The organism is Neorhizobium populisoli, assembly GCF_019430945.1.
Lineage (GTDB): Bacteria > Pseudomonadota > Alphaproteobacteria > Rhizobiales > Rhizobiaceae > Neorhizobium > Neorhizobium populisoli.
Map to the genome: position 1 here is coordinate 1 of NZ_JAHYCB010000005.1, position 15643 is coordinate 15643.

Sequence of the window (15643 nt, forward strand, 5' to 3'; positions counted from 1 at the left end):
CGCGTATGCGAAGATCAACGGAAAGGGCTTTCGACATATCTGCCGACCTCCATCGGCAGATAGCTTGAATCAGAACCAGAGCGATTTGCAAAGCCATTCGATTCAGTCAGACAGGGAACCGCTCTAATCAGCAGATCGTCGGTTCGAGCCCAATCAACCACCATTCAGTATCGGATTGAATGACGCGGAAGAATCAAAGTCGTATCGACTCGATTTGGCTTTCTTTCCTTTGAAAATCAAAAACCAAAAACCTGGGCGGCAAATTGGGCGTCACTCAACGCCTCAAAGCTCCAGCACACCCTCCGCAACCTTCACCGCCTGCCCGCCGATGCGGGCTTTGGCGATGTCGCCGTCCTTGACGTCGATATGCAGGTGAATGAACGAGGCGCGGCCCATCTCGACGCCCTGCTCCACCAGGATCGGATGGTGACCGTCGGGCAGGCCGTCGAAATGGCGGATGGCGCCGGAAAGGGCTGCGACGGCGGCACCTGTTGCGGGGTCCTCGGGGATGCCCATGTCGGGCGAGAACATGCGGGCATGGAACTTGGCCTGATGGTGGACGCCGCCGCGGCAATAGACATAGGCTGAAGCCAGCGATCCTTCGACGAACGGCACCGCCTTCTCCCATAGAAGCGGATCGAATTCGAGGCTTTGCACGGTCGCGAGATTGTGCAGCGGGATCATCAGGAACGGCACACCGGCGCTCCAGATCGACTTGACGTGATTTTCGAAACCAATATCGGTGGATTTGACGGCCAGCGCATCGGCAATGCCCTGCCTGTCGAGCGAGAGATCGATCCGCCATGGCTTTTTGGGAAGGTCGAATTCGGCAAACCCCGCCTCGCCGCTTCTCAGTCGCACGGCACAGCGTACCGGCCCGACATTTTCCTCCAGAACGCAAACGAGATCCATGTCGGTGTTCGAGCCGCCATGATTGCGTTCCGCCAGCGCCACGGCGGTGCCGACGGTCGGGTGGCCGGCAAAGGGCAATTCCTTGCCCGGAGTGAAAATGCGCAGCCGCGCGGCATAGGCGCTGTTGGTTGAGGCCTGCACGAACACGGTCTCGGAAAGGTTCATTTCCCGGGCAATGGCCTGCATGGCGGCATCGGAAAGGTCGTCTGCGTCGTAGATCACTGCCAGCGGATTGCCCGCCAGACGCTTGTCGGTGAAAACGTCGTAGATGTTGTAGCGACGGGCCAATCTTGCCACCTCCCGTGATTTGCTGCGGTCAAACTGCCCGACACATCCGCGCCGCGCAACCCCCGTTTCCTATTCCCTCACACCGAAAAACAGATCGAGAATCGGGAACATCAACGGATTGTAGCGATGAGCTGCGCGATCCGGCGAGCGGATCGCCAGCGCTTCGGCGATCTCCTGCTCCTCATCAAGCGGCATGTGAGCCTGAATGCGCTTCAACATGTCCTCGGCGGTGAGACCGAACCGAAAGAAACGGAACACCACGATCCGTCCGTTGGCATGCGTGGCGAAGGAGCCTGGATCGGCCTGAGCATCATCGAGGTCCAGTCCGGTCTCTTCCAGAACCTCCCGCCGCATATTGCCGAAAAGATCGATCCCGCTCTCCGTAATATCGGAGAGATCGAGCGAGCCTGCGGCGCAATAAACCTGGCCGGGATTGGCTGTGTGGTCGCTCATGCGCACGGCAATGATCGCCCCGTCGGAGGAGATCGGCACGGCAAAACCGAAGAGATGAAAGGCGCCGGCCGGGTCCGGCTGCTTTCGCCACCAGAGCAGCGTCGAATAGGGGATTTCGTGCGCTTCTCCGACGATCCTGCCATCGTCGATGGATAGACGCCGCTGCAACACCATCCGGCCGTTGAAGAGGTGCGGGTTGCGTGCCACCTCGGCACGCCAATTCTCCTCGATATCCGCCTCATGCGCCTCGTAGAGCGGATGGGGACCCGGCAGGAATGAAAGCTCGATGGAGCGAACCGGGAATGCGGTATTCTCCGCCGGCCAGCCGATAGTCTTGCCGTTCATGGAAGCTCCAGTTTGATGACGACAGGGCAATGGTCGGAGGCCTTGGGACGGTCCCAGCCGATGCGGGGAAAGCGCTCGACCTCCTGCCCCGGCGGGAAAGGCGTGCGGAAAGGCTGGCCGTTGCGGATAATGTCCGGAACGCTGTCGCGATTGTGCTCGGCAAGCGAGGGCGAAAGCCAGATATAATCGAGCTGGCAGAGATGCTGCTCCTGCGGCCCGCGGGCATGATAGAGCGTCCAGCGGTCCATGACATCGCGCCTCGTCATCGGGTTCACGGCAAAGCCGTCCCGCGTGAACGTATCGAGCGCACTTGCCGTCTCCTGCCTGGGCTCGAAGCGGAAACCCTCGCGACGGCTGCCGATCACCTGCACCTTTTCTTGATAATCGTTCATGTCGCCGCATATGGCGAAACTGCCGGCATTCCCTTTGCCGAAACGCTGCTCGATGATGTGGCGCACCGCCCGTGTCTCTGCAGTTCGGACCGCCATCGTGCCGGTACGGCCATCGGCATTGTCGCGCGCGTTGCCCATCGATTTGAAATGCACGACGTAAAGCGAAAACGGCTTGCCGCCGATCCTCAGTTCGAGCTCGAGGCAATCCCGCTTGAAGATCTTGTCATGCGGCTGGTTGTTGAGAGCCAGTTCCTCGTTGAAGAGACCGAGGTCGTGATAGGTCAGCATGGCATGACTGCGAACGTCCAGCACCTCGATCTTCTCACCCGTGCGCGTCTCTTCCCGCAAGAGGACGGCGACGTCGATGCCGCGGCTGTCATTGCCCTCGACCAGATATTTCTGGCGATAGCCATTGCCGACCATGCGGTAAAGATAGCCGTATTCGAAGGCCTGCAGTGCCGGCACGTTATCGACTTCCTGCAGGCAGAGGATATCGGCATCCGCGTCGGCAATCGCCAGCGCCGAAAGCTGGCGCGTGTCGTCCGTCTCGGCGATCATGCGCGCCTGTTCCAGCTGCTCGTAGACTTGCCTGTCCTTGACGTCATAGAGCTGCAGGACCCGGTCCTGACGGAGGCGATTGCGCCATCCGGAAAAATCGAACCGGGTCATCAGGTTCTCGATGTTGAAAGTGCCAAGTCGCAGAGACATTCGTCACCCTTTCGATGGCGCCACCCTATCCGTCGCAAGCTGCAGGAAAGATGAACGATTCGGGAAATTTAATAATGGTCAGTCGCCAGGCGGCAAGCCCGATTGAAACGATGCGGCCGTGGTGCCATGCTCCATGTCGGCGGCAGGTATAGGGCGCGGTCGAAAGATCGCAGGGGGTTCATTCCATGAGACGTACATTTCTGAAGACGGCGACGCTGTGTGCGGCGCTTTTCTGCGCGGGCGGAGCCATGGCGGCAGACAGCTTCGGCGCGATCGCCTACTCGCCGGCCACCGGCGCGACGGGCTGGTCGTACGATCATAATTCCCGCCGAAGCGCCGAGCGCACCGCACAGAACAACTGCAACGCCAACGATTGCGAAATCGCGATCTGGTTCAAGAACGGCTGCGGTGCCGTGGCCGTCGGCCAGCAAGGCGGCTGGGGGGCCGATTGGGGTGCCGATATCGATCCCGCCAAATATCTCGCGGTCGAAGCCTGCCGCCAGCATACGACCGGTTGCCGGGTTGTCCGCTGGCAGTGCTCGGGGCTCTGAGCGTTCACAGGCGCCAGGCGGATCGGATGACGATCGCGACCTCGGCTCCGGCATCCACCGGCTGGCGGCTGAACGCCCGCAGCGCCTGCCCGTCTGCAAGCGTCAGACGCAGCGCATAACGCTCGCCTTCGAACAGAACCGACCGGACGGTGGCCTTGATACCGTCCGGAGAAATTTCGACATCCTGCGGACGCACCAAGATATCTGCCTTTTGGCCTTCGACAGGGGCGTCGAAGCCGGCGCGCAACGCCTGCCAGTCGAGAGAGCGCTTGTCACCGGTCGGAGATGGCAATGACAGGATGGCGCCCTGCCCGACCAGACCGCCGACCAGCCGTCCTTCCGGCCTCGCGTAGATTTCCTCAGGCGTCGCGACCTGCAGCAGCCGGCCTTCCGACATGACGGCGACGTCGGTCGCCAGCGCCATGGCCTCGGCCTGATCGTGGGTCACGTAGATCATCGTCGCGCCTGAACGGGCGTGAAACTCCCGGAACGTCTCTTCCATCTCCTGGCGCAGGTGGCGATCGAGATTGGCGAGCGGTTCGTCAAGCAGAACCACATCCGGTTCGGTGACCAGGCAGCGGGCAAGCGCCACGCGCTGGCGCTGGCCGCCGGACAGATCGGCCGGGCGCCGGTCCGCATAGTTTTCGAGACGCACGGAGGCGAGCGCCTCGCGCACCTTCGTCTGCCGTTTCTCACCGGAAATGCCACGCACCTTCAGCGGATAACCGACATTTTCGGCAACGGTCATATGCGGCCACAACGCATAGGACTGAAAGACCATCGCCATGTTGCGATGTTCCGGCGGCACCATTTCGCCTGCATCCGCCAGCACCCGTTCGCCAAGCACGATCGAACCATCGCTCGGCTGCTCGAAACCGGCAATCATCCGGAGCACCGTCGTCTTGCCGCAGCCGGACGGACCGAGCAGCGCCAGGAAACCGCCGTCGCGAACGGTCAGCGACACATCGTGTACCGCGGGCCGGCCGCCGAGATCGAAAGTCTTGGAAAGACGGTTGAGGATCAGCTTCGCCATGGCACCACACCTTTCGGCAGTCTGTTCGCCAGGAGTTCCAGCACCAACATCATCACGATCACCATGATGACCACCAGCACCGAAAGCGCCGAGGCGAGATTGAAACTGCCGCTGTCATCGAGATTGTAGATCGCCACGCCGAGCGTCTGCGTGCCGGCGGACCAGAGCAGCGCCGAGACGGTGAGTTCGTTGCACGCGATCAGGAACACGAGAATAACCGAAGCACCGGCCGCCGGCGCTACCAGCGGCACGATAATATCCGCCATCCGCCGCCCGAACTTGGCACCGGAAAGCCGTGCGGCCTCCTCCAGCGAAGGATCGAGCTGCCGGAAGGCGCTGACCACCGGCTTGAGGCTGACCGCAAGAAAGCTCGAGAAATAGGCGATTAGGATGATCCAGATCGTCCCGTAGATCGAGATGCCGACGATCGGTAAGGGTGCGGCGAAAACGAGAATGAAGGCGACCGCCAGCACGATGCCCGGCAGCGCGTACGGTATCTCCGCAAGAGCTGCAATCAGCGGCGCGAACCGGCTTTTGCCGCGCACAAGGAAATATCCCGTCAGCACAGTCACCACCAGGAGACCGAAGGCGGTGGCGAGCGAAAGCGTGATCGAATTGGTGAAGGCCGTACGGGTGATCGACTGACGGAAGAGGATTTCCTCATAGGCTTTTATGGTCACCGTCGCAGGGCTGAGCGGCACGCCATAGGCCGGCGCCAGCGAGCTTGCGACGAGTGCCGTCAGCGGCATCACGAGGATCGTGAAAATCGTCAGCCACAACAGCAGCTCCGCCAGAATGCGCCAGATGCCAAGCCGGAAGACCGCGACCTGGCCGGAAAGCCCGATGACGCGATAATCGCGGCCCCGCAGCACCCGTTCCTCGATCGTCAGGCCGATCATCGACAGAATGCCGATGATGGCCGAGAGCAGCGAGACATCCGCAAAGGTGCCGGGACCGAAGGTTGCGAATTTCGCATAGATCAAGGTCGGTAGCGTATAGATCGAGGCCGGAATGCCGAGGATCGCCGGAATGCCGAAATTGCCGACGCAGGAGACGAAGGCGATCGCCGCACCCGCGGCAAAACCCGGCAGCGATAGCGGCAGGATGATGTCCTTCAATACCTGCCAGGACGACGCGCCGGCAAGCCGCGCGGCCTCGACGCCGTCGCGCGGCAAAGCCAACAGCCCTGCCCTCAGCGACAGAAACACCAGCGGCGCATTCTGCACGCCATAAAGCAGTGCGATGCCGCTGATGGAATAAAGCGGATTGGGCGTTCCCATCGGCGGCGCCAGCCCGACGGCCTTGAGCAGCGCACTCGACGGGCCGGTCATGCCGATCCAGGAGAGCGCCGTCACCTGCGGCGGGATCATCGTCGGCAGCATGAACAGGAAGCCAAGTGCGGTCTTGCCGCGAATGTCGAACAGCGTCAGCAGCAGTGCGAAACTGCCACCCAGAACGACTGCCGCGATCATGCCGAAGAAGGAGGTCGTCAGCGTATCGTAGACCGATTGCCAAAGCGACGGATCGGACAGCATCTGCCGCGCGTGGCCCTGCAGCGCCGACGCAATACCCGTTGCCGCGAGCCGCCCGAGGGGCAGCACGCTCAAGAGAAAGATCACCGTGACGACAAAAGGAAACAGCCAGCGTGGCTGGCTGTTTCCCCGATTTCCGGATCGTGCCATGAGGCGCTTATATCAACCTTTGATGCCGAAGATATCGGCAAAGGTCTTGACGTCCTTTTCCGAATTCTTGAGCGCTTCGGCAGCGTTGACCGGCAGGACCTTGATGGTGTCGCGGGCCGGGAAGCCCGCAGGAACGGCCATGCCGTTGCGCGCCGGGATGTAGCCGAGCTTCAGGAAGCCTTCCTGGCCCTTCTGGGACAGGACGTAGTCGATGAACTTCTTGGCGGCGTCGGCATGCTTGGTCGAGGACAGGATCGCGGCCGGCTCGGTGACGGCCGATACGCCTTCCTTCGGGAAGACGAACTCGACCGGAGCGCCCTTGGCCTTTTCGCGGATCGGCAGGTAGTCGACAACGAAACCGTAAGCCTTCTCGCCGGTCGCAACCGACTTCAGGATCGCGCCATTGCCGCCGGCGGCAACGGCGCCGTTTGCCTTGAGGTTCTTGTAGTAATCCCAGCCGAGGCCTTCGACACCGGCAAGCGTCTGGGCGTGGATGAGAGCGGCGCCCGAAGCGAGCGGGCTCGGCATGGTGACGAGGCCCTTGGCTTCCGGCTTGGCAAGATCTGCCCAGCTGGTCGGCTTCATGGCGGCCTGGGTATTGTACATGATGCCGGTGGTGATCAGCTTCGTGGAGTAATAGAAGCCGTCGGCGTCATAGAGCGCCTTGTCGTAGTTGGATGCTTCGGCGGACTTGTAGGCCATCAGCTGACCGGCCTGCTTCATGCGCTCGAGCGTCACCACGTCGGCGATCAGTAGCACGTCGGCGACCGGGTTGCCGGCAGCGATCTCGGCATTGAGCTTCGCCATGATCTGCGGCGTTCCGTCACGAACCCACTGGACGTCGAGGCCCGGATTGGCAGCCTTGAAACCGTCGACGGTCGCTTGGGCGTCCTCGTTCGGCTGGCTGGTATAAAGCACGAGGTCGGCAGCGTTGGCCGCGCCGGAGATCATGCCGAAGGCCACGAGGGCAGTGAAGGCGGAAAGCAGTCTGTTCATCTGAAACGTCCCTGTTCGAACTTAAGCTGCGGACGATAAACACTGCCTGCTTGACAGCCATGTGACAGAAGTAAAGCCATGGCATGTTCACGTGCGCAATCGCCGGTCGGTCTTTTAGCAGAGGCATCGCCCAACGTGCGCCGAAATTTACTGTGTGCGGAAAATTACTGTTCCCCGCGCCTGTGTATCCCGTTGCTTTAATTGTTTTCGCATCTGATTTCTGCCATGGGAATCCCCGGGGATATCTGGGGTATACTTACATGAAAAGCCGAGAAAACTGGGGCGCGCGGCTGCGCTATGAGTTCGACAAGAGCATGGCGGGCGGCGCGATCGCGCTGATCGGCTGGCTGGCGCTGATCTCGCTGATCGTCATCATCCTGGCCGGCGCCTTTCTTGCCGTCACGGGCATTGCTCCGGAAAGCGGCGAACCGGTCGGCTTCGTGGAAGGTGCCTGGGAATCGCTGATGCGCACCATGGATGCCGGCACGATGGGCTCCGACATGGGCTGGAGCTTCCGCGGCGTCTCGCTGGTCGTCACGATTGCCGGCATTTTCGTCTTCTCGGCCCTGATCGGCGTCATCAGCTCCGGCCTCGAGGAAAAGCTCGACGAGTTGCGCAAGGGCCGTTCTCTGGTGCTCGAAAAAGAGCATACGATCATCTTCAACTGGTCGCCGTCGGTATTCGACATCATCAACGAGTTGGTCATCGCCAACCAGAGCCGCCGCCATCCGCGTATCGTCATCATGGCGAACAAGGACAAGGTGGAGATGGAAGACGAGATCGCCGCCAAGGTGGTCGATCGCAAGAATTCCAAGATCATCTGCCGCAGCGGCGATCCGACCGATCTCTACGATCTGGCCATCGTCAATCCGCAGACATCCCGCTCGATCATCGTATTGTCCCCGGATGGCACCGACGCCGACAGCCAGGTCATCAAGACCGTGCTCGCCCTCGTCAACGACCCGAACCGCCGTCCGGAAAAATACATGATCGCCGCCGAAATCCGCGACGGCAACAATGCCGATGTGGCACGTATCGTCGGCGGCGGAGAAATGCAGTTGGTGCTCGCCGACGATCTGATCGCCCGCATCGTCGTGCATACCAGCCGTCAGGCCGGCTTGAGCGCCGTCTATTCAGAGCTTTTGGATTTCGACGGCTGCGAAATCTATACGATCGCTCAGCCCGATATCGTCGGCAAATCCTTCGGCAATGCCGTGCTTGCCTATGACAGCAGCACGCTGATCGGCCTGCGTGACAAGGACGGTGCGATCCATCTCAATCCCGATCCGAACCAGGTTATCGTCGCCGGCGATCAGGCCGTCATCATCGCCGAAGACGATGGCGCGATCAAAACCTGGTCCGGCGATATGGGGATCGACAAGACGCTTATCCGTCCGATCTCCAAGCGGCCCAAGACGTCGGAAAAGACGCTGATCCTCGGCTGGAACCGCCGCGGCCCGATCATCGCCACCGAGCTTGCCCGCTATGTCGCGCCTGGATCGCGCCTGACGATCGCCGCCGAGACACCGGAATTTACCGAGGAGGTCGCAGCCCTTCGCCTCGATCCGGCGACCTTGTCGGTGGAGGCCAAGGTGCTCGATACCAGCAGCCGTCCCGCGCTGGACGCGCTGGACATCCCCTCCTACGATCACGTGCTGGTTCTGGGTTATAGCGATCACATGGCGGCACAATCGGCCGACACGCGTACGCTGATCACGCTGCTGCAATTGCGCAAGATCGGTGAAACCGCCGGCAAGCATGTCAGCGTCGTCAGCGAGATGATTGACGTCAGAAACCGCGAACTGGCGGAAGTGACACGCGCCGAGGACTTCGTCGTCAGCAACAAGCTCGTCAGCTTGATGCTTGCCCAGGCCTCCGAGAACGAATCCATGGCGGCCATCTTCGACGAACTGCTCGACGAGGCAGGTTCGGAAATCTACATGCGGCCGATGAGCGACTATGTAGACATTTCCAAGCCGCTCAACTTCTTCACCGTCGGACTGGCCGCGCTGCGGCGCGGCGAAGTGGCGCTCGGCTACCGCCGTCAGCGCGCCGGCGATACCGACCAGCGCAATCTCGGCGGCGTCGTCGTCAATCCCAACCGCTCCGAGGCGATCAGCTACGTGGAAGGTGACATGGTCATCGTTCTCGCTCAGGACTGAGACCGCTCACACCCGCAGACACTAAAAAGCCTGCCGTCGCAAAACGGCAGGCTTTTCTGTTTTCAGGTTCAGGAGACGGATCAGGCTGCGACGGGGATCGCATTGGCGATCAGGCGGCCGAGCCGTTTGATGCCTTCCTCGATCATCACCTCGTTGGCGCAGGAGAAGCTCATGCGCAGCGTATTGGCATTGCTGCCATCGGCAAAGAACGCCTTGCCCGGCACGAAAGCCACCTTCTCCGTCGCGATCGATTTCGCCAGAAGCTCGGCGCCGTCCATGCCCTCCGGCAGCGTCACCCAGACGAACATGCCGCCTTCCGGTTTCGTCCAGCTGGTGTTCTTCGGCATGTATTTGTCCATCGCCGCCAGCATCGCATCGCGGCGCTTGCTGTAGACGGAGCGGATCTTGGCGACCTGCGCATCGAAACCTCGCACCGCGACATGTTCGATGGCGATCTGGTTGATCGTCGAGGAATGCAGGTCAGCCGCCTGTTTCATCAGCACCAGCTTACGGATGACCGGCATGGCGGCAATGACGAAACCAACGCGCAAGCCCGGCGCCAACGTCTTGGAGAAGCTGCCGCTGTAGATGGTGCGGGTTTTCTCGATGTCGCCGCCATTGCGGGCGATGTCGAGCGCCATGATCGGAGCCACCGCTTCGCCGTCGTAACGCAGGTGCTGATACGCGGCATCTTCGAGGATGGCGATATCCAGTTCGGCCGCCAGCGCCAGCAGCTTCTCGCGGCCGGCCAGATCAACCGTCTCGCCGGTCGGGTTGGAGAAGTCCGATGAGAGATAGGCGAACTTGACGTTGCCGCCGGCCTTGGCGGCCGTCTCGCGATAAGCTTCCGGCGTGCGGTTGCCGTTGACCGACAGCTGGTCATAACTCGGCTCATAGGCATTGAAGGCCGAAAGAGCGCCGAGATAGGTCGGCCAGGTGACGAGCGCGGTATCCTTCGGCGACAGGAAGAGCTTGCCCAGATAATCAAGCGCTTGCTGCGAGCCGGAGGTGATGAAGACGTGGTCAGCCGTGCAATCGATGCCGACCTTCGCCACTTCCCCAACGATCCACTCGCGCAGCGGCTTGTAGCCCTCGCTGACCGAATACTGCAGGGCCGCATTCACCTGAGGACCGGAAAAGATATCCGAATAGGCTTCCTTGAAGGCCACGTCCGGAAACAGCGCCGGATCCGGAATGCCGCCGGCAAACGAGATGATGTCGGGCTGATCCAGGAGCTTCAGAAGCTCGCGGATTTCGGAGGCGCGCATGCGGGTAGAGCGCGTCGCGAAGATCTGTTCCCAATTGAGCACGGAATGTTTCCTCTTATTTCAATTTTGTATGGGTGATCTTTACAGAAAGAACGACAGGTCAGCAATACTGACCTATTGGCCTGCGACACATTTTTCGATCACGTTTTGCATCATATCGCTGCGGCGATGCGAAGGAAATCGCTGGACCGCGCGGCTCGAGAGATTGACCAGGAGACTGGGGACCAATCGGCGGCTCTCGCATAAATCGGAAAAAGACTTGAAGAAAGAATTCCGAGTTTCTGAATGCAATTAAGAATTCATATCAAAACCTGGAAACTCACTTAAACAAAAAATTCTTGATGTATGCGAATTATCTGAGAACAAATGAGAATCTTTTCTTATGCAAAAACGGATAATGATTTTTCAGATTTGCAGATTGTAGTTAGAATTTGCCACCACTATCTGATCTGTTGTCGAAGCGAAAGCCGATGATGCGAAACAGTTCTTAAGGCCGAGAGCCGGGGCTGATCGCATAACGGATCAAGCGGTTTAGGAAAGTCTTAGAAAGCTCTCCGCCCGCACTTTTGCAATCGACCTGCGCGGGACGGTGTGACCGGCCAGCGCAGTGAACGCGAACCAGTAGGCGGCAGGAGCCCGTATTAAGATGAGACCCGATTTCAACAAGCCGGAACAGGCAGACGTCCCGCGCCATGCGGCGCCCCGTCTTCGCTTGTCCGCCGATATCGGGACTGACGGGTGCCCAAAATCATCACCGCCTCGGTATGTCGGGCTGGGCTGGCAGCTCTGGCAGCGACGACTGCGGCCCCAATAGCGGGCCTGCCGTCTTCGGCGCGGCGAACGATCAGTATCGCCATCCCTTTCAGCATTTCCATCAGGACATCTGATTGATCCCGATCGGGCCGAGTTTCGGTCCGCCGAGGGAAACCTGTGCCCGGCGTTCGGCGGCAGAGCCGCAAACACCGCGACAGACTGATCACGCCTGGAAAACGGCACACGCATCGGGGGATGCGTGGCCTTCTTCTCAACTCAAAAAATAGGTGAAAATCATGGCTATCCGCAACGGAACAGCTGCATCAGAAACGATCAACGGGGACAACACCGCGGACACTGTCTATGCCGCAGGCGGCAACGACAAGGTCTACGGCAAATTCGGCAGCGATACCCTCAATGGTGATATCGGAAACGACCTGCTCGACGGCGGTTTCCAGGACGATATGATCGACGGTGGAGATGGTAGCGATACGCTCTATGGCCGCTCGGGTGATGACATGTTGACCGGTGGAGCCGGTGCAGACACGCTGTACGGCGAACTCGGCGAAGACAATTTCTCCGACTGGATGTCCACCAACTGGACAGGCGACAAGATCGATGGCGGCATCGGCCGCGACACGGCCACGATCAACCTGATGATGAACACGACAGGCGTCAACTTCACCGCCGCCGACCCGACCAGGAGCACGTCCTTCTTCGGCGCCACGATCACCGGCGTCGAGCAGTTCAACATTACCGGTTCCATGACTGCGGCCGACAACCTGACCGGCGGTCGCTGGAACGATACGTTCAACGGTTTCGGAGGCGATGACCGCCTGAACGGCAACGGCGGCAACGACACTCTCGTCGGCGGCGACGGCAAGGACACCCTGTCCGGCGGACAGGGCAACGACTTCCTGATGGGCGATGCGGGCGACGATCAGTTGATCGGCAGCTACGGCACCGACTTCCTGATGGGCGGCACCGGCAACGACAAGCTCGACGGCGGTAATGGCATCGACATCCTGGATGGCGGTGACGGCAACGATACCCTGCTGGGTGGCAATGGCATTGACATCCTGTCTGGTGGTGCAGGCAACGACACCATCGATGGCGGTGCTGACAACGATATGATCGAAGCCGGCGCAGGCCTCGATAAAGTCATTGCCGGCAGCGGCAACGATACCGTCAGCATGACCATCAACCAGGGCAAGGATACCGTCGATGGCGGTACGGGTACCGACCGTATCGAAATCGAAAACCTGTCCGGCACCTTTACCGCCAAGGCGTCCAACCTCGTCAATACTCTCTCCGACGGCACGACGATCGTCAACATCGAGGAATATACGTTGCACGGCTCGGCCGGAGCCGACAAGTTCACCACACTTGGCGGCACCGATTACCTTTACGGCGAAGGCGGTAACGACACCCTCAAGGCCGGTGCAGGTAACGACTATGTCTATGGTGGTATCGGCAACGATGCGATCTATGGTGAAGACGGCAACGACTATCTCGATGCCGGCAAGGGCAAGGATTTCATTTCGGGCGGTGCAGGTACCGATACCGCGGTGATAGACGCCTCCGATGCGGGCAACACCTCCCTCACCTTCAGCATCACCGGCAACAAGGGCACCCTGTCCAACGGTACGACCGCGACCGACGTCGAGATCTACAAGATCACCACGGCGAGCGGCAACGATATCCTGAAGGCCGGCACGGCCCAGCAGGTCGTCTTCAACACCGGCAAGGGCAATGACCAGCTCTTCGGCGGCAACGGCAGTGACGAGCTCAATGCCGGCGACGGCAATGACAGGATCGACGGTGGCGCCGGCAACGACTCCATCAGCGATACCGGCGGCAACAACACGATCACGGCCGGCGACGGCAATGATACGGTGAGCGTCGACGTGCTGACGGCCTCCACCGGCGGCGACAGGACGACGGTCGACCTCGGCACCGGCAATGACAGGGTCGAGTTCAACGACGGTATCGGCTCGACGGCCGGCATCTTCACCGCCAACGGCGGCACGGGCACCGACCATGCCGTGGTCGACCGCTCCAAGTCGACGGCCAACCTGACCTTCACCCTCGGCACCCATGCCGTCCTGGCAAACGGTAACGTCACCCTCGACAATTTCGAGAGCGTCACCATCAAGGGCGGCTCCGGCAAGGACGTCTTCAAGGGCGGCAATCTCAACGACACGTTCATGGGCAATGCCGGTGACGACGACCTCCAGGGGCTTGGCGGCAACGACCTGCTCTATGGCGGCCTCGGCAAGGACAAGCTGACCGGCGGCGACGGCAATGACAGCATCTGGGCCAATAACGGCACCGACGACAAGGCTGCCGATACGCTCTCCGGCGGTAACGGCAACGACAATCTCTACATCAACAATGGTGATGCGGCGTCCGGCGGAACCGGGACCGACTCGCTCTATCTCGATCTCTCCACCGTCACTACCGGTGTGACGTTCAACTTCAGCACCGGCTTGGTGAAGGTCAACAGCACCACGTCGTTCACGGAAATGGAGCGACTGGACTTCAAGGGCACCACCTCGAACGACACGGTCAAGGGCGGCACGTTGAACGATGTGCTGCGCGGCGGAGCGGGCAATGACGTCCTGGACGGCAATTCCGGTGACGATATCCTCCACGATGGCCGGGGCAACGATACGCTGAAGGGCGGCGACGGCAACGACACGCTGGTTCGGGAAGATTTTACCGGAACCGACAGGTTCGACGGCGGCAGCGGCACCGACACGCTCACCTTCGCCGATGGCGGGGATAGCTCGGTAAAGCTCGACCTGCTCAACAACGCCCTGAACGACGGCATGGCGCTCGGCCTGACCGTCACCTCCGTCGAGAAGGTCATCGGCTCGGACCGGGACGACGAGATTGCCGGCGCCAATGTGGCGGAACAGATCTTCGGCGGTGACGGCGGCGACGACCTCAACGGCCGTGGCGGGGATGACAAGCTGTTCGGTGGCCTCGGCGCCGACAAGCTGACGGGCGGCACCGGCAAGGACACGTTCGTGTTCGACGACTACTCGTCTGCCGGCGACTTCGTCACCGACTTCAAGCGTGGCGAGGACAAGATCGCCATTGATCTTTCCGAGTTCGGTCTTGCGTCGAACTACAAGCTCCTTCTCGTCCAGGGAGCGGATCCGGTCGCCACGACCACCGGCGCGACCTTCTTCTACGAGACGGACACGAACCGCCTCTGGTACGATGCCGACGGCAATGGTGGCGATGAGGAAATGCACCTCGTTGCAACCTTCGACAAGGTCGCGTCGATCAGCACCAGCGACTTCCTGTTCGTCTGATAACGATCCGGTCCCGGCCTTTACGGCCGGGACCGTCCCGAAACGAAGAAGCCGGAGAGGTCACCCTCTCCGGCTTCTTCGCGTAAAATCTTCATAGTTGTCTTTGATAAAATATCGACCCAGGAAAGCACTATTCGTAGAAACAGATAATTGGAATATATTGCGCTCAATGTGTCTCGGACATGCAAACACAGGTTAAAAATGACGTCTAGAGTCCAAAACTTAAATGCCCAATTGTGCAAACATTCTTACAGTGAAGCGGTCATAGCCATCGCCAGACTCGCTTCATATGCAACCTCCCGAAGCCTAAAACACTTGGGCTTTGGCGATTACTTCTGGCTAGCAGAAGAGCTCTGCAAAAAAGATCTTATTCTCTTGTCGATCTCCATTAGGCGCCTTGCAGAGATGACAAAAAGCAGTTCGAATCTCAAGAAGCTAAGACTAAAGGCCGTTTTAACTGACAGCGACAAAAAACGCGAAATTACCCAAGAAAATTGCTGGAATATTGTTGGAAATATAATTCACGGAGTAGAGATAGACGTCTTCAAAGACATTGGTAAATTTGCTGCAAAAGACATATTTGAAGTAATGGAAAATAAAGAGGAAATTGACGCCGCCTTGTCCGTCAAATCGGACACATTTCATCAAAAGACATTTGCGCTGATTGATCTGCTAAGGTGTCTGAACACATATTTGGACGATGCAGACGACATTCTAGCCGAAAACAAGATTTTCGTTGGATCTTTATACGAATAAGGCCGGAGCTTTCGCGCCGGC

The 15643-nt window shown here is 59.9% G+C and carries 11 protein-coding genes; 4 read left to right on the plus strand and 7 right to left on the minus strand.

Features of this window, described 5'->3' with window-relative positions; genetic code table 11:
- Positions 1-282 precede the first annotated feature (282 nt).
- The 3 genes from KX729_RS14245 to KX729_RS14255 all read right to left on the minus strand — a co-directional run bounded on the left by KX729_RS14245 (position 283) and on the right by KX729_RS14255 (position 3098).
- Complete coding sequence (locus KX729_RS14245) at positions 283-1200, minus strand: PhzF family protein (protein ID WP_219743148.1); 918 nt, start codon at positions 1198-1200, stop codon at positions 283-285.
- Between the two features lie 69 nt (positions 1201-1269).
- Positions 1270-1941 carry an NUDIX hydrolase gene (locus KX729_RS14250; RefSeq protein WP_376775984.1) on the minus strand — a complete coding sequence of 224 codons (672 nt, stop codon included), beginning with the start codon at positions 1939-1941 and terminating at the stop codon, positions 1270-1272.
- A 53-nt stretch (positions 1942-1994) separates the two neighbouring features.
- Positions 1995-3098 (minus strand): endonuclease/exonuclease/phosphatase family protein, encoded by a 1104-nt coding sequence (locus tag KX729_RS14255; RefSeq protein ID WP_219743150.1) that lies wholly within the window; start codon positions 3096-3098, stop codon positions 1995-1997.
- A gap of 185 nt (positions 3099-3283) precedes the next feature.
- Here KX729_RS14255 and KX729_RS14260 point away from each other — a divergent pair, with 185 nt between their 5' ends.
- Complete coding sequence (locus KX729_RS14260) at positions 3284-3649, plus strand: DUF4189 domain-containing protein (protein ID WP_219743151.1); 366 nt, start codon at positions 3284-3286, stop codon at positions 3647-3649.
- Between the two features lie 4 nt (positions 3650-3653).
- Here the strand turns inward: KX729_RS14260 and KX729_RS14265 are convergent, their stop codons facing one another.
- From KX729_RS14265 to KX729_RS14275, 3 genes are read right to left on the minus strand one after another with little or no spacing between them, the layout of a single operon-like run.
- Positions 3654-4682, minus strand: a complete 1029-nt coding sequence (locus KX729_RS14265; protein WP_219743152.1) for an ABC transporter ATP-binding protein — start codon at positions 4680-4682, stop codon at positions 3654-3656.
- Positions 4670-6364: an ABC transporter permease gene (locus tag KX729_RS14270; RefSeq protein ID WP_219743153.1), complete on the minus strand. Its 1695-nt coding sequence runs from the start codon at positions 6362-6364 to the stop codon at positions 4670-4672. Before KX729_RS14270 ends, KX729_RS14265 begins: the two co-directional genes overlap by 13 nt.
- 12 nt (positions 6365-6376) lie before the next feature.
- Positions 6377-7360: an ABC transporter substrate-binding protein gene (locus KX729_RS14275; RefSeq protein ID WP_219743154.1), complete on the minus strand. Its 984-nt coding sequence runs from the start codon at positions 7358-7360 to the stop codon at positions 6377-6379.
- A gap of 260 nt (positions 7361-7620) precedes the next feature.
- Here KX729_RS14275 and KX729_RS14280 point away from each other — a divergent pair, with 260 nt between their 5' ends.
- Positions 7621-9522 carry a CASTOR/POLLUX-related putative ion channel gene (locus KX729_RS14280; protein WP_219743155.1) on the plus strand — a complete coding sequence of 634 codons (1902 nt, stop codon included), beginning with the start codon at positions 7621-7623 and terminating at the stop codon, positions 9520-9522.
- Positions 9523-9602: 80 nt separating this feature from the next.
- On the opposite strand, the gene KX729_RS14285 is transcribed toward KX729_RS14280, so the two are convergent.
- Positions 9603-10832 (minus strand): aminotransferase-like domain-containing protein, encoded by a 1230-nt coding sequence (locus KX729_RS14285; RefSeq protein WP_219743156.1) that lies wholly within the window; start codon positions 10830-10832, stop codon positions 9603-9605.
- Between the two features lie 1007 nt (positions 10833-11839).
- Here KX729_RS14285 and KX729_RS14290 point away from each other — a divergent pair.
- Together KX729_RS14290 and KX729_RS14295 are read left to right on the plus strand one after the other, a co-directional pair.
- A complete protein-coding gene (locus KX729_RS14290) occupies positions 11840-14866 on the plus strand; it encodes a calcium-binding protein (protein WP_219743157.1) in 3027 nt (1008 codons plus the stop codon).
- Positions 14867-15016: 150 nt separating this feature from the next.
- Positions 15017-15622: a hypothetical protein gene (locus tag KX729_RS14295; protein WP_219743158.1), complete on the plus strand. Its 606-nt coding sequence runs from the start codon at positions 15017-15019 to the stop codon at positions 15620-15622.
- The last annotated feature ends 21 nt before the right edge of the window (positions 15623-15643 follow it).

What these genes read in the sequence shown, in the direction of transcription:
- KX729_RS14270 (WP_219743153.1), bottom strand. Translation starts at nt 6,364, where the DNA reads ATGGCACGATCCGGAAATCGGGGAAACAGCCAGCCACGCTGGCTGTTT.
- KX729_RS14265 (WP_219743152.1), bottom strand. Translation starts at nt 4,682, where the DNA reads ATGGCGAAGCTGATCCTCAACCGTCTTTCCAAGACTTTCGATCTCGGC.
- KX729_RS14255 (WP_219743150.1), bottom strand. Translation starts at nt 3,098, where the DNA reads ATGTCTCTGCGACTTGGCACTTTCAACATCGAGAACCTGATGACCCGG.
- KX729_RS14290 (WP_219743157.1), top strand. Translation starts at nt 11,840, where the DNA reads ATGGCTATCCGCAACGGAACAGCTGCATCAGAAACGATCAACGGGGAC.
- KX729_RS14280 (WP_219743155.1), top strand. Translation starts at nt 7,621, where the DNA reads ATGAAAAGCCGAGAAAACTGGGGCGCGCGGCTGCGCTATGAGTTCGAC.
- KX729_RS14275 (WP_219743154.1), bottom strand. Translation starts at nt 7,360, where the DNA reads ATGAACAGACTGCTTTCCGCCTTCACTGCCCTCGTGGCCTTCGGCATG.
- KX729_RS14260 (WP_219743151.1), top strand. Translation starts at nt 3,284, where the DNA reads ATGAGACGTACATTTCTGAAGACGGCGACGCTGTGTGCGGCGCTTTTC.